The sequence below is a fragment of the Pseudomonas sp. Irchel 3A18 genome, from assembly GCF_900187465.1.
GTDB classification, from domain to species: domain Bacteria; phylum Pseudomonadota; class Gammaproteobacteria; order Pseudomonadales; family Pseudomonadaceae; genus Aquipseudomonas; species Aquipseudomonas cichorii.
The window spans coordinates 494,427-514,760 of sequence record NZ_FYDI01000005.1; the positions used below are offsets into that span (position 1 = coordinate 494,427).

Annotated in this window: 19 protein-coding genes; 11 read left to right on the forward strand and 8 right to left on the reverse strand. The window is 59.0% G+C overall.

What is annotated here, in order from left to right:
- Window positions 1-14: 14 nt before the first annotated feature.
- Genes CKW23_RS13065 through CKW23_RS13115 form a run of 11 tightly spaced genes read left to right on the forward strand, consistent with a single transcriptional unit; the run spans window position 15 to window position 10,163 of the window.
- Window positions 15-1,136: a DegT/DnrJ/EryC1/StrS aminotransferase family protein gene (locus tag CKW23_RS13065; protein ID WP_095067693.1), complete on the forward strand. Its 1,122-nt coding sequence runs from the start codon at window positions 15-17 to the stop codon at window positions 1,134-1,136.
- On the forward strand, window positions 1,137-1,649 hold the full coding sequence (locus tag CKW23_RS13070) for an NUDIX hydrolase (RefSeq protein WP_025259558.1): 513 nt from the start codon (window positions 1,137-1,139) through the stop codon (window positions 1,647-1,649). It abuts the gene before it with no gap.
- Entirely contained in the window at window positions 1,646-2,734 is a 1,089-nt protein-coding gene (locus CKW23_RS13075; protein ID WP_095067694.1) for a DegT/DnrJ/EryC1/StrS family aminotransferase, read from the forward strand. The genes CKW23_RS13070 and CKW23_RS13075 overlap by 4 nt, the downstream gene beginning before the upstream one ends.
- Window positions 2,715-4,085, forward strand: a complete 1,371-nt coding sequence (locus CKW23_RS13080; RefSeq protein WP_025259556.1) for an NAD(P)/FAD-dependent oxidoreductase — start codon at window positions 2,715-2,717, stop codon at window positions 4,083-4,085. The genes CKW23_RS13075 and CKW23_RS13080 overlap by 20 nt, the downstream gene beginning before the upstream one ends.
- Window positions 4,082-4,780, forward strand: a complete 699-nt coding sequence (locus CKW23_RS13085) for an HAD family hydrolase (RefSeq protein ID WP_025259555.1) — start codon at window positions 4,082-4,084, stop codon at window positions 4,778-4,780. The genes CKW23_RS13080 and CKW23_RS13085 overlap by 4 nt, the downstream gene beginning before the upstream one ends.
- 2 nt (window positions 4,781-4,782) lie before the next feature.
- Window positions 4,783-5,895, forward strand: a complete 1,113-nt coding sequence (locus tag CKW23_RS13090; RefSeq protein WP_025259554.1) for a fatty acid desaturase — start codon at window positions 4,783-4,785, stop codon at window positions 5,893-5,895.
- Window positions 5,892-6,800 carry an S-methyl-5'-thioadenosine phosphorylase gene (gene mtnP, locus CKW23_RS13095; RefSeq protein WP_025259553.1) on the forward strand — a complete coding sequence of 303 codons (909 nt, stop codon included), beginning with the start codon at window positions 5,892-5,894 and terminating at the stop codon, window positions 6,798-6,800. Before CKW23_RS13090 ends, mtnP begins: the two co-directional genes overlap by 4 nt.
- Entirely contained in the window at window positions 6,797-7,393 is a 597-nt protein-coding gene (gene nudK / locus CKW23_RS13100) for a GDP-mannose pyrophosphatase NudK (RefSeq protein WP_025259552.1), read from the forward strand. The genes mtnP and nudK overlap by 4 nt, the downstream gene beginning before the upstream one ends.
- An 8-nt stretch (window positions 7,394-7,401) precedes the next feature.
- Window positions 7,402-8,316, forward strand: coding sequence for an ABC transporter substrate-binding protein (locus CKW23_RS13105; RefSeq protein ID WP_095067695.1), 915 nt, complete (start codon window positions 7,402-7,404; stop codon window positions 8,314-8,316).
- On the forward strand, window positions 8,313-9,500 hold the full coding sequence (locus CKW23_RS13110; RefSeq protein ID WP_236249377.1) for a sugar MFS transporter: 1,188 nt from the start codon (window positions 8,313-8,315) through the stop codon (window positions 9,498-9,500). Before CKW23_RS13105 ends, CKW23_RS13110 begins: the two co-directional genes overlap by 4 nt.
- Before the next feature lie 6 nt (window positions 9,501-9,506).
- Entirely contained in the window at window positions 9,507-10,163 is a 657-nt protein-coding gene (locus CKW23_RS13115; protein WP_025259549.1) for an HAD family phosphatase, read from the forward strand.
- Window positions 10,164-10,174: 11 nt separating this feature from the next.
- Here CKW23_RS13115 and CKW23_RS13120 read toward each other — a convergent pair whose 3' ends face one another.
- From CKW23_RS13120 to CKW23_RS13155, 8 genes are all read right to left on the reverse strand, one after another.
- Window positions 10,175-11,560: a HAMP domain-containing sensor histidine kinase gene (locus CKW23_RS13120; RefSeq protein WP_025259548.1), complete on the reverse strand. Its 1,386-nt coding sequence runs from the start codon at window positions 11,558-11,560 to the stop codon at window positions 10,175-10,177.
- On the reverse strand, window positions 11,557-12,270 hold the full coding sequence (locus CKW23_RS13125; RefSeq protein WP_038399792.1) for a response regulator transcription factor: 714 nt from the start codon (window positions 12,268-12,270) through the stop codon (window positions 11,557-11,559). Before CKW23_RS13125 ends, CKW23_RS13120 begins: the two co-directional genes overlap by 4 nt.
- Window positions 12,271-12,368: 98 nt before the next feature.
- On the reverse strand, window positions 12,369-13,154 hold the full coding sequence (locus CKW23_RS13130; protein WP_038399790.1) for a MipA/OmpV family protein: 786 nt from the start codon (window positions 13,152-13,154) through the stop codon (window positions 12,369-12,371).
- A gap of 198 nt (window positions 13,155-13,352) precedes the next feature.
- Window positions 13,353-16,436 (reverse strand): efflux RND transporter permease subunit, encoded by a 3,084-nt coding sequence (locus CKW23_RS13135; RefSeq protein ID WP_095067697.1) that lies wholly within the window; start codon window positions 16,434-16,436, stop codon window positions 13,353-13,355.
- Window positions 16,433-17,635, reverse strand: a complete 1,203-nt coding sequence (locus CKW23_RS13140) for an efflux RND transporter periplasmic adaptor subunit (RefSeq protein ID WP_025259544.1) — start codon at window positions 17,633-17,635, stop codon at window positions 16,433-16,435. The genes CKW23_RS13135 and CKW23_RS13140 overlap by 4 nt, the downstream gene beginning before the upstream one ends.
- 256 nt (window positions 17,636-17,891) lie before the next feature.
- Complete coding sequence (locus CKW23_RS13145; RefSeq protein WP_025259543.1) at window positions 17,892-18,503, reverse strand: FMN-dependent NADH-azoreductase; 612 nt, start codon at window positions 18,501-18,503, stop codon at window positions 17,892-17,894.
- A 54-nt stretch (window positions 18,504-18,557) separates the two neighbouring features.
- Entirely contained in the window at window positions 18,558-19,460 is a 903-nt protein-coding gene (locus tag CKW23_RS13150; protein ID WP_095067698.1) for a pirin family protein, read from the reverse strand.
- Between the two features lie 127 nt (window positions 19,461-19,587).
- On the reverse strand, window positions 19,588-20,334 hold the full coding sequence (locus CKW23_RS13155; RefSeq protein WP_095067699.1) for a YkgJ family cysteine cluster protein: 747 nt from the start codon (window positions 20,332-20,334) through the stop codon (window positions 19,588-19,590).

The following is a 20,334-nucleotide window of genomic DNA, read 5'->3' on the forward strand; positions in this document are numbered from 1 at the left end:
CGGAATCCATGAAAATGTCAGCCAATCTTTCCAGCACCGCAAATGCACACGCTCCCGTTTCCGTTTCCGATAAATATCGCCCGGTATACGCGGACGACCTGCTCACCATGAAACTGACCCTGGAACGTCCGTTGTCGGGCACCAGCGATGTGGTGGGCGAATACGAAAGCAAACTTGCCGAGTGGTTCGAGGCGCAGCATGCCATTGCCGTGTCGTCAGGCGGCGCAGCCCTCAGCGTGGCTATTTACGCATCGGGCGTGGGTCCGGGCGATGACGTCCTACTGACGCCTAGCTGCCCGCTGTGTACCATCTACCCGATCATTGCCGCCGGCGCCAACCCCATCTTCGTCGATACCCGCGCCCATGGTTTCGGTGCAGACCCGGCCTCGATCAAGGCTCGCATCACGCCGAACACCAAGGCCATCATCGACATCCCGATGTGGGGCTACCCGAGCGAAGTCGACGAGTTGCGCCTGCTGACCCATGAACTGGGCATCAAGCTGATTCTGGACCTGGCTCACTCCCATGGCACGACCCTGCAGGGCCGTCCACTGTCGCAGTTCGGTGACCTGTCCTGCTTCAGCACCCACGAGCGCAAGCCACTGGCGACCGGAGAAGGCGGTTTCATCCTCACCGACGACGATGCACTGGCAAAGCGCTGCCGCGACTACAGCCGCTTCGGCAACCTCAATGGCAAGGATTTCGGTCTCAATTACAAGCTCGCGGCACTGCCGGCAGCCCTGGGCGGCAGCCGTCTGGCGTCCCTGGCCGGGCAAATCGAGAAACGCCGGGAAAACGCGGCCTACTTCCTCAGCAAGCTGGATCACAGCAAGGTCCGGGAGAAAAAAATCATCGATGGCGGCCAGCCGAACTATTACTTCCTCAACCTTGAGCTACATTTTGCCGACAACCGTGCTTTCATCGACTACCTCGATGATGCGGGCATCCCTTCCGACATCAAGCGCTATGGCTGCAAGGCGCTCTATGAGTTCCCGGCACTTGCCCAATACCGCAACGAGTGTCCAAATGCAGAAGCCTTGCTGGCAGGCATGACGACAATTCCGGTTCATCCGGATATTACCCAGACGGAACTGGACTACATGGCAGAACGCATCAACCAGTACGGTGCCGCCTGAATGACGGCCCCTCTCGATCGCTCACAACTGGATCGGCATTTCACCGCGTCCGGGTTCGTCTTGAACCCGGACAGGAAGATGCTGCTGTTGCATCACCGCAAGCTCGGTGTCTGGCTGTATCCGGGCGGTCACATCGAACAGGGAGAAACACCCGACGTAGCCGTACTGAGGGAGATTTTCGAGGAAACGGGCATCCGCGCCGAACTGCTTGGCGAGCGCGATGAGGAACTTGCCGATATCGAAACCGACGTCACCGTATTGCATCAACCCTACCGGGTGTTGTGCGAATACATCGATGACAAGCGCGGGCCGCACTATCACCTGGACCTGATCTATGTCACGGCAACCCCTCTGCTCGCCTGCCCGGACGACAGAGAGGTGGAAAATGCGCGATTCTTCAGCCATCAGGAAACAGCAGCGCTGCAGATGTTTCCCAACTTCCGGCGAATGGTAGACCGAGTCTTCGCAGACGATGCGCTGTGGGATCTGGTGGGAAAAAAGGTGTCGCCATGAACCTGAGAACCGTTACCCAGAAAGGCACCCTGCACTCGGCTGACGACCTTCGCGAGCTGGAAAGGGCCCTGCACTCGGGCCTGACGGGTACCTCGCCGATTGTCGAGGAATACGAAGCCGCGATTGCTGCGCTGTACGGCATCAAGCATGTGATCAGCGTTTCGTCCGGTGCGGCTTCGGTGACGGCCGCGCTGGCCGGCGTCGACTTCCGGCCGGGCGATGAAGTCATCGTCGCCCCGACAGGACCGATCTGTACGGTACTGCCCATTCTCGCGATGGGGCTTGCACCGGTGTTCTGCGATGTCGCGCCGGACAGTTTCGGTCTGGACCCGCTGGATCTGCGGCGCTGTATCAGGCCGCGGACCTGTGCAGTGATCGAAGTACCGATGTGGGGTTATCCGGTCAACTCGAACGCGACCTGGGCTTTTGTGAAGGAAGCCGGAATCCCGCTGATCCAGGATCTGGCTCACGCCCACATGACCCGTCTGGACGGAACATGGCTGGCACGTCATGGCGACATCAGTTGCTTCAGCACCCATGACTGCAAGTTCATCTCCACCGGCGAAGGCGGCTTCGTGATGACCGATGACGATGAGCGGGCACGGCGGATTCGCGCCTACACCCGCTTCGGCAATCTGACTGGCGAGTCCCTGGGCATCAACCTGAAACTGGGCGGGCTGCAGGCTGCCCTGGGCCTGGCCCGGTCACGTCAGCTCAATGCACATCTGGAGCAACGCCTGAGCAATCGAGAACGGCTTCTGGGCCTGCTGGACAACCCGGCGTTTCGTGAAATGCCAGTGGTCCCCGGTGGTGTGGTGAACGGCTATTCGTTGTTGCTGCAATCGGTGGGGCATGACGGTCGCCAACTGGTGCATTACCAGCAGCGGCACGGTATCGAGTCCGATATCGGCAAGTACGACAACCAGCCGCTGTACCAACTGCCGTTACTGACCCGGTATCACCGCGATTGCCCCAACGCCGCCAGGTTGCTGCGTTCATTGACGACGGTGCCATTGCACCCGGATCTGAAGGACGACGACCTGCATTACATCGCCAAGGTGCTCAATGACTACTCTCCCAACTGAATCGGGCACACGCTCGGGCCATGCGGTGGTGATCGGCGGCAGCGTGACCGGCTGCCTGACCGCTGCCGTGCTGGCGCGGCGCTTCGAGCGTGTCACCGTGATCGAGAAAAGTGATTTCTACGACGAAACCGGTCCGCGCCAAAGCCTTCCACAGGAACACCACGTGCATCTTCTGCTATTGCGCGGCAAGCAGATCATGGAAGGCATTTTCCCTGGCCTGCTGAGTGCGCTGGAACAGGACGGTGCCCAGGTAGCGGATCTGGGACACGATGTGAAGTGGTATCAGCGCGGCCGCTGGAAAAACCGTTACCGCAGCGGCATCCATGCCCACTATTGCAGCCGCAGACTCATCGACAACCAGTTGCGCCGCTGCCTGACGACAGTACCCCAGGTCGAGATTCTGTCCAGCACGCGAGTGACAGGGATCGAATTTGCCGGTGCCGACAGACAGCGCCATGTCAAAGGCGTGAACATCGACAACGGCTCGGGTGCGCACCACCTGCCTTGCGACCTGCTGGTGGACTCCAGTGGCCGGGGCACGCACATGCCCTCCTGGCTGAAAGAGGCCGGCTTCGGCACGGTGCAGAACAGCGTGGTCAAGACCGAGCTGGGTTATGCATCGCGCATCTACAAGCGGCTCCCCGCTTTCGCCGAGCAATGGCAAGTGCTGCTGGTGTTGCCAGCGGCTCCGGAACAACGCTCCATGGGGGTCATCAGTCCCATCGAGGGTGACCGCTGGATGGTGACCACCGGTGGCTGGTTCGGCCACTTTCCCGGCAAGGACCCGGACGATTTTCTGCAGGCACTGGCCAACCTGCCGGTGCCTGATATCCACGAAGTCATCCGAGAGGCCGAGCCGCTGTCGGAGGTCTTCACGTTCAAGATGCCCGGCAGCCGCCGCACCCATTACGACCGCCTCGAACACTGGCCGGAAGGTTTGCTGGTCGTGGGTGATGCCTTGAGCAGCATGAACCCGCTGTACAGCCAGGGCATGACCATCGGCGCACTCGAAGCCGACTGCATCGACAACCGCCTGGACGCGCTGCTAGAGCGTTCACTCAGTTGCCATCAGTTGCAAGGCTTGCTGTGTGGTGTGGTCGACGGCGCATGGAACATGGCCACGACCGAAGATTTCCGCTTCCCGGAAACCTCCGGCGAACGCACCTGGCGCACCCGCTTCGACCATTGGTACGGCGCCGGGCTTGGCAAGCTCTCGGCAAACAATCGCCGGGCGCTGGAAACACAAATCGGTGTGACCAATCTGGTGGTGGACCCCAGCCGGCTCTACGCGCCGGCGATTGCGTCGCGCATCGCACTCAATGCCCTACTTCCCTGGAACAGCCGACAATGATCGACGACCCCCTGCATTTTTCCGGCATCGAACATGTGGTGTTCGACTGGAACGGTACCTTGATCGACGATATCGATCTTGCTGTCTTCGCCGTAAATCGCTGCGGCGAGCACTTCGATGTCCCGCCCATTACCGCTGAGCGGTACAGGGCTCAGTTCGACTTTCCCATTGCCGGTTTCTACGCGGCGCTCGGTTTCGATCTGGATCGCGTGCCCTTCTCCACCATCGTCCAGCGTTATCTGGAGCACTTCGACGCGAATGTCGCTCACTGCCCGCTGCACCCGGGCGTGATCGAGTTTCTCGACGCCGCAAAACGTGCCGGTATCGGCGTCTCGATACTCTCGGCGTCGCATTGCGATGTGCTGGTGCAGACCCTTAGGGCCAAAGGCCTGTATGACTATTTCGAACATGTCGTGGGGCTGAGCCATAACCAGGCGACCAGCAAGACGGCCGAGGCCATTGTGCTGCAAGAGACGCTGGGGACACCCGCCTCACGAACCCTGTTCGTCGGCGACACGCTGCACGATTTCGAGGTAGCGAATGCGGTGGGCTGGTCGCCGGTGCTGGTCTCGACAGGCCATCAGAACAGCGAACGACTGCGCGTCAGCGGTGCGCCGCTGCTCAACAGCCTGGACGAACTGCTGCAACGCTTTGCACCTGCTCAGGCACTCTGCGCCGAAACCGGGGAGGCCTGACCATGACCACCTCGCACATGGTGCTGATCGGCCTGATCGCGACTGCATTGGCATTGCGCGCGCTGGTCGCCTTTTACTACCGCGACCATCAGCGCATTCTGCGGCTGCTGAAGCTGGAGCCACGGATTGCCGGCCGCAAGGAACACTACTACCGGCCATGGGATGGATGGCTCGCGCCACTGCCCTTCATCTGGACCTGGCTGGATATCGTGGCCGCCGTGCTGCTGGCATCGATCTACTCGACGCCGCTGATGTGGCTGGTGGTGGTGCTCTGGAGCGGCGGACGCCTGCGCGCACTGCAGGAATTCGGACACAACGCCGTGCATTTCGCGTTGTGCCCCAACCATGAATGGCAGTGGTGGCTGAGTAACGTTTTCTATCAGTTTCCAGCGTTCAAACGCGACATGCGCAGTCGCCATCAGACCCACACGATGGAACACCATCGCAACCCCAATCACCCCGACCGTGATCCGAACCGGGCCAGGGTCCAGGCCGGTGGCTATGTGGCAGGCATTTCATCCAGCAGTTTCCATACGCTGCTGCTTTACCCGCTGACGCCTGGTGGCGCCTGGGTCAACCTGACAACCATGGCACGCAACAGCCTGTTGAACCATTCGCGGCTGACGACGGTGCTCCGGGTGCTGTGTCTGATAGCCGTCGCCGCCCTGCTCTACTGGGCTGGAGGCTGGAAAGGCGTGCTGTTTGGCTGGCTGGTGCCGCTGATGACCTCATACCCGGTCTTTGCCTGGGTATCGCTGCTCACCGAACACCGCTGGTTTGTCGAAGGAACATCCCGAGACCGACGCGACCTCGAATACCTGGCAGGCCGCCCCACCGATTATTTCGGCATCAGCGGATGGCTGATCCGCGTGTTCATCGCACCGACGTCCGATGCCTACCATCTGGCCCACTCGCTGTACCCCGGCGTTCGCTGGAACTACCTGCCAGCCATCGACCGACACCTGAAGATTCATGAACCCCGCTACAGCAACAACGCCAGTGAAGGCCTGCTGCTCAGGCGCGGCAGCGCACCTACTGCGCTTTCCGAACTGTATGAACGTCTGGTGACCACCGGACACCCAGAAAACACCCTGAAGACGAGAGGCAGCGTGTGAATAACTCATCGACACAGCAGCAGGTTCAACGTATCGGCATCATTGGCGGCAGCGGTCTTCAACAACTGCCCGGCCTGAAGGATATCGAGCTGGTCGAATGCGAGACCGCGTTCGGCAAACCTTCGTCAGCCATCACCCTGGGCACGCTCAACAATGTGCCGGTGGCCTTCGTGCAGCGCCACGGCGTCGGACACACCATCCCGCCAGCCTTCATCAATGTGCGGGCCAACATCGCTGCGCTGCGCAGTGTCGGCTGTACGCAGGTGTTATCGGTCAGTGCCGTGGGCAGCCTGACCCACGATGCGCCACCAGGCAGCTTCGTGCTGATCGATCAATACATCGACCGCACGATCAAGCGTGACAAGACTTTCTTCGGACCCGGTCTGGTGGGCCATGTACCGTTTGGCGACCCGGTGTGCGGACGCATGCGCTCGGTACTGGCAACCGCCGCAGAAACCGCTGACGTGCAAGCCCTCAATGGCGGCACTTACGTGGTCATGGAAGGACCGCAGTTTTCGACCCGCGCCGAATCCCACCTCTATCGCCAGTGGGGCGGCACCGTGATCGGCATGACCGCCATGCCCGAAGCCAAGCTGGCTCGCGAAGCAGAGCTTTGCTACGCGATGATTGCCATCCCCACCGACTTCGATTGCTGGCACGAGTCCCACGAAGACGTGAACGCCACCCTGGTTGCCGAGCGCATGGCCGACACCTTTACCCTGACCCGCCGCCTGGTCACCGAAGCCGTCACCCGGCTGGGTGAACACCAGGGCGCCTGCTCGGCCGGGTGCGACCACGCGCTGGATACGGCCGTGATGACGGCACCGGAGCATCGCGATCCGGAGATGGTCGCACGCCTGCTGACCGTTGCGCCCAACGCCACTCACCTGGGAGCCAAGCCATGAGCAAGGCCATTCCTACCAAGGACCGGGTGCAGATCAAGAAGGTCGAAGTGCTGTCGGACAACTGGTACGTCCTGCGCAAGACCACGTACGACTTTCAGAGCAATAACGGCACCTGGAGCACCCTGACCCGTGAAACCTATGACCGGGGCAACGGCGCAACCATCCTGCTCTACAGCAAGCTGAAACAGACTGTCGTCCTGACCCGGCAGTTCCGCTTTCCCGCCTTCGTCAACGAACACGACGGCATGCTGGTCGAAACCTGCGCCGGGCTGCTGGACCGGGACGATCCTCAAACCTGCATCCGCAAGGAAACCGAGGAAGAAACCGGTTATCGCATCCAGGAAGTACGCAAGGTGTTTGAAGCCTTCATGAGCCCGGGATCGGTCACCGAACGCTTGTACTTTTTTGTCGGGGAGTATTTCGACGAAGACAAGCTGAGCGCCGGGGGCGGTCTTGAGGACGAAGGCGAAGACATCGAAGTCCTCGAACTGCCTCTGGACGAAGCGCTGTCGATGATCGAGACCGGCGCGATCTGCGACGGCAAGACCATCATGCTACTGCAATATGCCAAACTGCATCGACTGCTGGAGTGAGGCCGGGCATGGATGAACTTATCGCTATCAGTTCGATGGAACACGCAGAGCTTGCCGAGTTCATGGCAGGTATCAGCGAGCATGTAGGCGTGCCTGTGCGCCTGTCGCGCTGGTCCACTTCGGAGTTGATCGAGCGGGTGATCAACGGCACGGCGGGTGACTGGGACCTGCTGCTGGGAACTGCTGCCACCGCCCTCCTCGATCCCGCACTGGCTTCACAGTTGCGGGTTCTTGACGGCCTGGATGACTCGACATTGCCTCCCGAGGCGATTGCAGTCGACAGACGCTGGTTCAGCCCGTCAGGCTTCGTGCCCGCCTTTTGCTACGACCCGCAGGTACTCGCCGCAAACGGCCTGAAGACGCCACTCTCCTGGGAAGCGCTCTGCGCACCGGCATGGTCGCAACGCATTGCCCTGCCAGATCCGGGACGCTCGGGGGCCGGTTATCTGCACTTGAGCGCACTGCTGGAGCATTACGGCGATGGGGCCTGGGAGATGCTGGCCGACGTTGCGCAGCTAAGACCTTCGATCAGCGGATCTTCGACGGCGCCGATAGAAGCCGTACTTGAAGGCCGTGCATTGGTCGGGGTGACAGTGTCCACGGCGGCCACTCGCGCAGCGGCGCAGCATTTGTCCTTGCGCTGGTGTGTCCCCGCTGATGCCCGGCGCTACGAGTTTGAAGTATTCGGCTGCCGCGCCGGTTCGTCACGGGCAACCGAGGCGATAAAGGCGCTCAACTGGATGCTCTCGCCGCACGCTGCGGCAATCAGCAGAAGCTACGGCAAGGTCGTGGTCGGCGGTGTGTCCAGCGACACACTGGCAGCGGTCGAGCTGAAAGCGCTGGATGCCATCGAGGCCAGCCACACCAAGGTTGCTCGTTGCGCACGCTGGCACTCACTGTTCGACACAAAGGCTGGCCTATGACAGACACAGCTCACACGGAGCGACGCCCCTGGGCGATTTACCTGATGTTCGGCCTGTTCGGCGCTCAACAAGGCATGCTCGGCCCCCTGATGCCCTTTCTGCGTGCCGAATTCGGTCTGGACCTGCGCTGGACCGGTCTGCATTTTGCGGCCTATGCATTGGGGCTGGTGATGATCGGAATACCCTATCGCTGGCTTGAGCGAAGGGCCTTGCCAATCGGCACCGGGCGTATCGCAATAGGGTCGATCGTGCTGGCGAGCGGACTGTTCGCCATCGCGGGCGGCTTGCCGATGACCCTGCCGGGCAGCGTACTCATGGGCTTGTCCGGGGGGCTGGTCATGGCCGTCGGCCAGGCCATGCTCGGCAAACGCTATCGCCAGCAGGCTGCCGCGAAACTGGTGGAAGCGCATATTGTGGCCGGGCTCTGTGTGCTGGGCGGTGCGCTGCTGGTCGGGGCCGCGACGGCCATGGGCCTGTCCTGGCGCACGGCTCCGCTGATCATCAGCGCGTGGGCCTTGGTGATGTTCTGCGCACCGCAGACGATCCATCGACCAGAGCCTGACCAGACTGCCTCACCGGAAACAGCCACGGACACCACGGATGCGCAGCGCCTGACCCGGCTCAGTCTGTGGGCGCTGGTGATACTGGGGATCTCCGCAGAATGGGGTGTGGGCTTCTGGGGTGCGGAATATATCAAGACCCATGTGCAGACCAGCGCATCGGTGGCCGCAACCCTGATGAGTCTTTACTTTGCCGGCACCGTCTGCGGACGTCTGGCCAGCAGCTATGCCTTGCGTCGTATATCACCGCTGACATTGCTGAGTTCGGTGATTCTGAGTGCCATTGCTACACTGCTGGTGCTGTCGTTTACAGAGGGGCTGGTCGGTACAGCGATATTCATCTTTGTACTGGGCGCCTGTCTGGGCAATTTCTTCCCTCTGATTCTGGGCTCTGCCATGCGCATCGCGCCTCAGGCAAGCTCGGCACTCAGTACCCAGGCTTCACAGGCCGTGGGCGTCGCGTTGTTGCTGGCACCGTTTCTGCTGGGTGTGCTGTCAGAACGCATAGGGGTCGAAGCCGCATTCAGCCTGCTGATCGTCTATCCCCTGCTCATGTTGCCGCTGGTACCGGCCCTGCGGGGTGTCTGGTCGCTGGGCAACACTACTGAACACTTAAAGGAGTAAGAACCAATGGCCCTTTCTGCGCTGTTGTTCGATCTGGACGGAACCCTCATCGATACCGATGAACTGCACCTGAACGCCTACAACCAGTTGCTGGCACGCTGGGATCGCTCGATGGACATCGGCTACTACAAGGCCCATGTCATGGGCTTCCCGGATGACATGATTTTCGGTGGCCTGTTCCCCGACATTCCCGCCTCACAATACGCTGATCTGGCCGCTCAGAAAGAAGCCATGTTCCGCGCTCAACTGGGAGAAACCATCCCCGTGCCTGGCGTCTTGCGCATTCTCGATCATGCACAGGACACCGGCCTGCGCACTGCCGTTGTGACCAACGCGCCACGAGAGAACGCAATGGCCATGTTGACCGGCCTGGGGATCGTCGATCGTTTCGAGACCATCGTCATCGGCGGAGAACTGGAGCGCGGCAAACCCCACCCCATGCCCTACCTGACCGCTCTGGAACTGCTGGGCGTGAGCGCCGACAACGCGCTGGCCTTCGAGGACTCGCTGGCGGGTGTACAGTCAGCGAACGCCGCTGGCATCCATACCTTCGGCGTCCTGTCGGGGCTTGATGAACACCAACTGCGAGAAGCGGGCGCCAAAAGCGTGATCCGTGACTTCAATGATGAGGTTCTGTGGAATCTGTTGAAATCGTCGTCCTGATGCGATGTAAATCACGCGTGATCCGGCATGAAATCAATAATCGCTGAAGTTCCAACAGACAAGGACGACTCAAGGGTCAGTTGCCAGCCGAACCGCTCGCAGATGCGCTGGGTCAGAAACAGACCCAGCCCTGCACCGCCTGCCCGTTGCCCCGATTGCTTGAGCGATTCAGTGAAGCGATAGGCCGCCTGGGTTGCATCGAAGCCGGAGCCGGAGTCACGGATACACAATTTCCCATCCACAAGCGACACATGGATTTCGCCTTCGTGGGTATGCTCCGCAGCGTTTCTGAGCAAATTGCCTGCCGCGATTCGCACCATGGATTCAGGGGCCTGCAAGGTTAAAGGTTCGATATCTCCCAACACATAACGCACTGGTTTTCCAGAAAGCAGGTAGGTGTGGTCATTCACCAGTTCAGGAAGCAGCCCGTGCAGCACCGTGACTTGTTTTCGCTCTTGAGGGCTTGGCTCGCGTGACAGGTACAACAGCGCTTCCATGATCTGCGTGAGTGTATCCACTGCTTCGTCAATCCGACGCAACGGCCGCTGCGCCCGTTCGGGCAATTGTTGTTTATGAAGCACATCCGCAGCCCCGGAAATAATGGCCAGAGGCGTACGAAATTCGTGGCTGGCCTGGTCCAGCAGGCTGCGCTCACGCTCAACCGCAAGTTCGACCCGCTCAAGGTGCGCGTTGGCTTCCTGGGCGATGGTATTAAGTTCGCTTTTACGATAGGTCGCCGGAATCCGTTGCGAAGGTTTCAACGGATCGAGCTTGCGCATCCGCCATGCCAGGTCCGCAATGGGTCTGGTCAGGCTCAGGTGGAACCATCGGATCACCAGGCAGATCAGGATGAAATTGAACAGCAGAAACACCAGGCTGAGTTGTACGCTTGCGTTCTGCTCGTCTTCCAGACCGGTCATATCGATTGCCATGACTAATCGCCCCTGCGGCACAGAAGTCACCAAGGCGGTGTAAGCGCGGGCACGAGTGGTGTCACCGGGAGCGTCAGCAAAAGGCCCCCACCTCGGTGTCACAATAGACAGCACACCGGAAAACGACGAAGAGTCCGCGATGCTATCAAGTTCGCCTTCCCTGTAGTACCCAGGTGCAAGCGTAGCCAGAAACGCTGGCATGTCGGCGGGTAACGTTCCATCACGGGTTAACAGCCACCCCTTCACCGCACCCTCGGTGGGCAACGAGTCACGAAAGTCTGCTCGGGAAGACTGCAGAACATTCTGCGTACTCGACTCCAGTACTTGCAGCCAGATCGGATGCTCAACCAAGCCTTGACTCAGTTTGCCCTGGACTACGAGGCCTAGCGTGAGCATCGCACCAAACATTGCAAAGCTCACATTGACCAGCCACTGCACGCTTTGCAATCGCCATGGAAACTTCATTCGCCGCTCTCACCCAGACGATAGCCAGTGCCGGTAATCGTATGGAGAAGCTTGTCTTCGCCATGCTGATCGATGGCGCGACGCAACAGGTGCATATGCGAGCGCAGCAGATCTCCATCCGGGACACTTTCGCCCCAGATCAACCCCTCGAGACGATCACGACGTACCGTTCTTGGCGACTCGCGCATCAACAACTCCAAGACATTACGCAGCGTCCCGGAGAGCGTTATCGTGCGCAAGCCTCTTGTAACCTCCTGGCTGTCCAGGTTGTATGTCAAATCGCGTATTCGCAATATGCGCCCTGCCGCCGCACTGGCCTTGGCGCGACTGACCATGACGCGCAAGCGGATTTCGAGCTCCGGCAAAGCAACAGGTTTGACAAGGTAGTCGTCTGCGCCCTGTTCAAAACTCAACAATTTGCCTTCGAGCTGGTCTTTGGCGGTGAGCATGATAATGGGCGTTATACACCTATGCTCCTCTCGTAGTTTGCGCAGGACGCTCATGCCGTCCATTCGTGGCAACATCCAGTCCAGAATGATCGCGTCGTAGCGGTTCTGGATCGCAAGGCTCAACCCTGACTGGCCATCGGGTGCTGCATCCGGGATATGTCCGCAGGCTTCCAGATAGTCAAACATGTTGGCTGCAAGCAAGCGGTTATCCTCGATGATAAGGACTTGTAACGATATCGGATGAGCCAGGCCAGGGTTCATTTGACAGACCTTTTCACAACGGAAATGTAAGAGGGTTGCGAATTGCAGTTTCTTTCCACGAACGAGAGGTAGGGTAAAGCAGGCAACGGTGCCTTGCCTCAGAAGCGCCGCGAGATGCCAAACATAACCGATCCTTCGCCATGGGTGTCATCCTCAAGCAGCGGGCTGTCGCGAATGTCATTGGGCAGGAACTTGTAGTGCGCAGAACTCATGAACTGCCAGTTCTGGCCGATCGGGTGGATGTAAGTCAGGCCTAGCTCAGGGATAGTCGATGCGCCAGGCTTGTAGTCAACGACGCCTCGCGCCACTTCGTCTTTCAGGGTGCCGTAGTAGTAGTTCGCCGTATCCTTGGAGAGGTGGCTGACACTGATGGTCGGTTCAAGGCTGCCGCGACCGACTTCAAACTCATAACCGTACTTGGCCGACAGTTCAAACCCCTCACTGGCACCACTTACGTCGGTCTTGGCGACCAATTCAAACTTGCCTGCTGCCCCCCGCCATGAGGCAGAGAGACCCATGTCCAGACCATTGTCACGATCTTCGAGCAGGTTTCTGTCGATACCGTTACGGGCCAGTTCCTTACGACCAAAATCCTTGGCATCTATCCCGTCCATCCGTAGCGAGGCAATGGCATTCAGCTCGAAGCCTTCATTGCGAATCAGATGCGCGCCACCGGTCAGGCCACGTACGAAAAACCGCTCCCCTTCATAATGAATCAGTGGCAACGGTGTGATTTTTGTACCTTCACCCGCGTAAGGACTTTCCGATATCCCAACGCCCAACCCCAAGCCCCAGCGTGGGGAGTCAGCCTGTGAGGCCGTCTGCGCGGTAGCGAGGGTTGGCAGGGTGAGCAAGCAGGCCAGGACTGAGCAGGATTTATTCATAAGTGCCAGGAGTTCCGATTGGTTTCAGGATCGGGGGCGCACAACCTGGCAAGACAGCGTGCCAGGCCGGGTTTACACCCCAAGGTTTTCAAGCAATCGAATCGTACGTCTGGCGTGTCGTAACAATGTCGTAAAGGACGTTGGCACCTGGCTGTCCGGGTATAGCACAGGTGCGAGCATCAGGGAGGCTTGCCATCGTCACACAGTACGCAGGAGCCCTGTCGTAGAACGTGGAGAAAGCCAGTGGCGAATCCGGCGCTGCGCACTCTCCATACAGGAAAAGACCACTGGGACGACGAGCAGGCTGAGAGCAGTGGATGTGATTAGTCCGCCGATCACTGCCACCGCCATCGGTTGGCGAAAACTCGCATCGGCCCCCAACCCCAACCCGATCGGCAACATGCCGGCGATCATTGCAATAGTGGTCATCACGATGGGGCGCGCACGTTTGTGACAAGCGTCAAGCAGCGCCGTATTCAACGCCACGCCCTGCTCACGTATCGTTACAATCGTGTATTCGACAAGCAGAATCGAGTTTTTGGTCACAATACCCATCAGCATGATAAGCCCGATCATTGACGGGATACTCAACTCGCTATCCGCAACGAGCAGACCGACAAAAGCCCCGCCCATTGACAGAGGAATAGCCGAAAGAATGGTGACCGGATGCAGGAAATCCTTGAAGAGCAACACCAGAACACAGTAAACACACACCACACCAATAAGGCTGGCCAACCCGAAGCCAAGCCCCAACTCTTCCATGAGTTCGGCATCATCTGCCTGAACAATCTGCACACTCGACGGCATGGCTTGCACCGCAGGTAAAGCCAGGGTGTCAGCAAGCGCCTGGCCAAGGGGCGTCCCACCCAGTTCGGCACTGATGGTCACGTAGCGGCGCCGATCATAGCGCTCAATCTGTGCCGGACCACTGCCGATGCTGATGTGTGCCACATTCCCAAGCGGCACAAGCCCCTCGCGGCCCCGCACTCGAAGATTGCTCAAGGACTCGACATCCTGCTGAACAGCCTCAGGCAGTTGTGTGCGTATATACACCTGTCGATTGTCGAGATTGAGCCGCGCAAGTCGTGAGTCCGTATCTCCGGCCGTTGCGATACGTACCGTCTCGCCAATTGCGGCTGTACTGACGCCAGACTCGGAAGCCCTTACCAGATCGGGCCGGACGGTAATTTCCGGGCGCTCCAGGCTTGCCGTAGAACTGACGTTGTACAAGCCGCGTACTCCTCGAAGCTCAGACTCGATAGCCTGAGCACTGACTTTCAGTGCGACAGCGTCATCACTGGTCAGAATGATCGACATTTGTTCGCCGATATTACCGCTGCCTACGGTAAAACGTGCTCCCGGTACACTCTGCAGTGCTGCACGCAGGGTGTTTTCAATCGACGTTTGATCGCCACGTTCGGCGCGAGGCATCAACGTCACATCCAAAGCTCCGCGACGCACGTCTCCACCCTGTAAATTATCACTGTCCGCCTGCGCCGCCCCCACAGTCGATAACACCCTCTGGACGCCAGGCAGCGTGGCCAGTCGGGCACGAGCCGCTTCGGCGGTTGTCAGGGTATCCTGTAGTGCACTGCCAGGAGGTAATTCGATGCTGATTGTGGTGTATCCACGGTCAGAAGCCGGCATTAAACCCGTTGGCAAGTAAGGTACGAGAGCCAACGAACCGACCATGAATGCAAATGTCAGGGCCAGCGTGGATTTGCGATGCATAAGGCACCAATGGGCCAGACGCAGATAGGTGCGCATCACGCGGCCATCCACCCCTTCGGATTCATCCGCACGAGGGGGATACGGTTTCAGAAACCGGACTGCCATCATCGGAGTAATCAGCCGGGCTACCAATAACGAAGCCAGCACCGCAACCACTGCGGTCCAACCAAACTCTCGAAAGAACAGGCCGGGCACCCCGCCCATCATCGCGGTGGGGAGAAACACGACGACAAGCGCCATTGTGGTAGCAATCACCGCCAGCGCTATCTCGGTAACAGCATCAGCCGTTGCTTGCTCCATAGGCTTGCCCATGCGTGCATGGCGTTCAATGTTCTCGACTTCCACAATCGCATCGTCCACCAGGATGCCGACTATGACTGCCAGCGCCAACAGGCTTACCGTGTTAAGCGAAAAACCAAACCACGCCATGGCAGCGAATGTCGGAAGAATCGACAAAGGCAGTGCCGAAGCGGCTATCAACATGGCTCGCCAGTCCCGCAGGAAGAACCAGACCACCAGCACAGCCAATAACGCCCCTTCGTAGAGCATGAACAGCGAGCCATCGAATTGCTCTTGCGTGTAATCAACGCTGTTAGTGACCAGAGTGCTCTGCATGCCCGGACGCTTTTGCTGCAACCCGGCCAGCGCCGTCTTTACACCGGCTGCGATTCGAGTAACGTCCTGCCCCATGGATGGGTAGATCCGGAAACCGACAACAGGCTTCCCGTCCAACAGTGCTATCTGACTGCGTTCGGCAACCGTATCAGTGACCGTTGCCAACTGATCCAGTCGCAGTGATCGTCCGTCCGACAACGCAATCGGCAATGCCGACAACTCGGAAGCCTGGCCGGCCAGTGAAATAGTCCGCACCGCCTGTTCGCCACCACCAAGTCTGGCGCGCCCTCCTGAGCTTTGCTGCTGAGCGTTGCTCAATGCAAGCGAGACTTCGCCGACAGTCGCAGCGTGGGCGATGAGTAAAGCGGGGTCCAGAGTCACCCGTACTTCCCGCATCACACCACCGATACGCTCGAAACGACCGACACCTTTTACCCCCAATATCACCTTGGCTACCGTGTCATCCACAAACCATGACAAAGCCTCTTCGTTCATGGCTGGCATGGCGATGGCATAAGTCTGAATAGCTTCACTACTCGCACGCACAGCGCTTACCTGCGGCTCCATTAGATCGTCAGGCAAGTCGGAGCGAACACGATCAACGGCATCCCTGGATTCCATCAATGCATCGGAAAGAGGCTTGCCCAGCTCGAATTCCACCGAAATATTCACGGAACTCTCGGTGATCAAGGTTCTTATGTGCTTGATTCTATCCAGTGTGGCCAGAGAGTCTTCGATTTTACGCGCCACTTCGGTTTCAAGCTGAGCAGGTGCAGCACCGGGTTGCGAAAGCGCTATGCGAACAACCGGCATATCGACATCGGGCATATCCTGAATCGGTAACGTCCACAGCCCCCATGTGCCCGCCAGGATAAGCAGTGCAAACAGCAGAATAGAGGGGATCGGATTGCGTATGGACCAGGTAGCCAGGTTCATTTCTCTGCTCCGTTTGCAACTGTCGTAGCAGAAATCGCAACCGCAGGTGCCTGAACAATCCTTACGCTGTCGCCATCATTCACAAAACCGGCGCCCTGTACCACAACACGATCGCCCTCACTCAAACCCTGCACAATCTCTACATCCTGAGCCTGACGGCGGCCAGTCTTCACGACCTGAAGAGATACCTTCGCAGCACCTTGTTGCGTATCGAGCCTGAATACATGGCTATGCCCATCGCGGATAAAGACACTGCCAGCGGGCACCACCAACGCATTCTGCTGCGTCACTGAAATGCGCCCTTGTACGTACATGCCAGCTCGCGCTGTGCTGCCCGAAATGATGTCTGCATACACCATTGCGAGGCGCGTTTGAGCGTTCAACGCGGGTGCCATTTGCCTGACCGTTGCTTGCGCGCCCCGGCCATCTGGCAGCGCCAACGTCACAATCTGGCCAGCAGCCACCTGCCCTGCCTGCGCAGCGGTAAGCTCACCTCGCCATTCGAGTCGACTCTGGCGTATGAGCCGAAACAGCTCATCGCCGACCGCGCCTACTGTGCCAATCGTTGCAGTGCGGGTACTGATCACACCATCATCGGGCGATACAACCGTTGCATACCTGAGCTGTAACTCCCGATACGTCACTTGAGCCTGGCTGGACTCAACCTGTGCCAAGGCTGTTTCAGCCTCGGTCACCGAGTTCGATATGTCCTGCTCGCTCATGGCCCCCACTTCCTTGAGTTTGAGTGCGCGCTCACGATTGGCAACCGCTTGTACAGCCAGAGCTTTCGACTGCCTGAGTGCCGCATGCAATTGCGCAACATCGGCGCGCAAGGCCTCGGTTTCAAATCGCGCCAACACTTGGCCTCGACGCACCACATCCCCCGGGCCAACAAGCAACTCAGTGAGTCGAACCCCACTGACCTGTGCGCCGATAACCGCCTCCTGCCATGGCTCAATTGCACCGGAGGCATTCAAATGGACCGGCCATTCAGCCAACCGCACGGGCGCATCGGTAACCGTCATTGCTATCAGGGCATCAGTGGTCGGCTCTGAGGGTGGAACGTCCCGCAGATACAACACCTGCCAGAAAATAGCCCCGACAACCAGCAAGACAAACAGGCTCAGCGCCGCAATTGCCAGGTTACGTTGGTGTTCGTCTGTTGATTTGGTATTGGGCGCACAGTTTTTTACTGTCATAGGGGTGTGTTCTAAGTTGGGGGGAGTATCGGGAAGAAGAAGTACCGCTGGTGGTGCCCAAGGCTGAAATCATCCCTGGGCTACCTGCGTTTTTTGAGGAGTCAGATCGTATCGCTGGCGTGTCGCAGCAATGTCGTCAAGCTGGGCGTATGCGCCGAGTCCAGGTAGCCATTGCGGCCAGCCTGGATTGGCTACGGAGGAGAAGTAAGCGAGATGGATTTGGTCTGGTCGGCCCGACAGGGACGGTATTACGGAATCAGACAGAAAGCTCGGCAATCCGCTGCTCGGCGGCGCTAATCGCAGCAGCACGCTGATCGGGGCCGAAGGCAACACCCTCGGCCAGGATGACCTCGGGGTTGGTGATGCCGATGAAGTTGAGCGCGGTGCGCAGGTAGGTTTCGCCATGTTCCATACTGGCAATCGGCGAGTCTGGTCCATAGTTACCGCCACGTGCGACCGCCAGGATGACACGTTTTCCACCCGCCAGTCCTTCAGGCCCTTGCTCCGTGTAGCGGAAGGTCTGGCCTGCCACAAGAACCCGGTCGATCCAGGCCTTGAGTTGTGTAGGCACGGTGAAGTTGTAGAACGCGACACCTATCACGATGGTGTCGGCAGCCTGAAACTCCTGCAAGGTGGCCGCACCAATCTCAAGGTCGCGTTGTATCTCCGGCGAGTGATCAACGCCTGTGGCTTGTAGAGCCGTGAGATAAGCGGCGGACAGATGCGGTACCGGCGTTGCTGCCAGGTCCCGATAGGTCACGACGGCATTCGGCGTTTCACTCTGCAGTTTTGCGACAATCTGTGTAGACAGTGCGCGGCTGACCGAATGGGCGCCCAGGATGCTCGAATCGAGGTGAAGAATGTTCATGGGTAACTCCTTACTTTGGCTGAAATATTCGTTCTGAAATGATGCTGAAGGGTGTTAGCCCAGTCGCCCGTCGCGCCGCAGAGCAGCACCGATGCGCTGTATCTCGGCTTCACCTTGTGCAAGGGCTTCCCTGCTGGTGTGAACCGAGTAATGACCCATCACCAGTTCGTGGGGATGCTTCACAGCCGAGCCCAGTACAAAAGAGGTTGTGCCCTGCGCGACCAGATCGATGGCCTGGTTTGACTCTTCAAACACCACCAGCTCGCCGGTATCCAAAGCGCTACCGGCCTCAAGTCGCCCTTCACTGACCGCCAGCCACGCCACGGTATGACCCGATGGCGGAGTGAAGCGCCACCGCTCACCGTCTTTAAGCGTCACGGCGAGATAAGTCATGTCCGAAGGAGCCGGGATGGTACTTTCTGCATTGCCATAGCGACCGAGCAGAACTCGCGCCGGGCCTTCCCGGGGAATCTGCGCGGGGGCAAGGTAATGACTTTCAGGGGGCGCATTTTCTTCTGCGGCGGGCAACGCGACCCACAACTGGAAGCCACGCATCGCCTTTTCACTGAACGGCGTACCCGAATGCCAGATGCCATTGCCGGCACTCATCCACTCGACACCGCCAGCGGGCAGAACGCCCTTCTTGCCAGTCGTGTCTTCGTAGATCACTTCACCGGCCTCCATGAAGGTCAGCGTTGCAATGCCGGAATGAGGATGCATGCCGAAGCCTTGCGGTCTGGCGTTTGGCAGAGTGCTGAAGATGTCGAGAAACACGAAAGGCTTCAGGATCTGGCCAAGGTCGCTCGGGCTCACGAGGCGAGTGACAGGCCCATGCACTCGGCCATGGGTGCGATGGACGATGGCACGCGCCTGCTCGTCATTACCCGCCAGTAAATAGCTGTGCTGGTGATCGTGAATACTGTGATGAGTGCGGTTAAGGGAAGATGAAATAGTCATGAGTCAGCGACGCCCTGTGTGTGAGGTTGGGGCATGTGCCCTGTTGTCACTAGGATATGGCCGACTCATTTAATTGATAAGATGGACTTATAGGATTGAATTCATCCATTTATTGACGCAATAAGCGTTAAAGCCTGTGAAAGATATAATCGGCAGCGTCACTGCTGGCCAGCGGAACCCGGTGCGCAGTCAGGCGCTCACGCAGCTCTGAATCATCCACCCGTACCTTCCAGCCCTCGGTCCAGTCATCCACGGCGGCTTCCTTGCTGTCGCGTATCGCATCGATCAGCTTAAGACGCTCCGGGAAATAGACGGCGAATGCATTCTCCTTCCAGCTCGCGACCTTGATGCCCAGTTGCGCGCACACGGCTATCTTGGTTGCCGCGTCAACGATATCGGCTTGTCTGGACTGATTGACCAGCGCCTGAAGCTCGGGGTTGGCGACACCGTCTGTACACAGGATGTCACCACTGCCCCATGATTCAGGCGGACAGATCTTGTTGTCACTGCTCATCTCAATGAACGGATTGATTTCCATAGGGTAGATCCGACAGACCAGCGGGCGCTCTTCATAGATGCCGCACAGGTTATCCGCACGCAGATTCGGGCACTGGTCGAGTGCATTGGCAACGAACACCGCGATAACGCGGATGCTGCTGTCATCACTATTGACCGCGACCGACCGGCCTGCGCCGTGGGCATATTGTCTTGAGTCGGCTGGCCAGGTCAGCTCGTTGAAAGCTTCCAGCACCACCGCTACATCATGACCTCGGGCCAGCCATTGCTCGGCTTCGATCAGCGTCAGGGGTATGAGCCGGCCTTTGCAGCAGATCCCGCAGCCCACGCAGTTATAGCGAATTACAGTGTTTTGCAT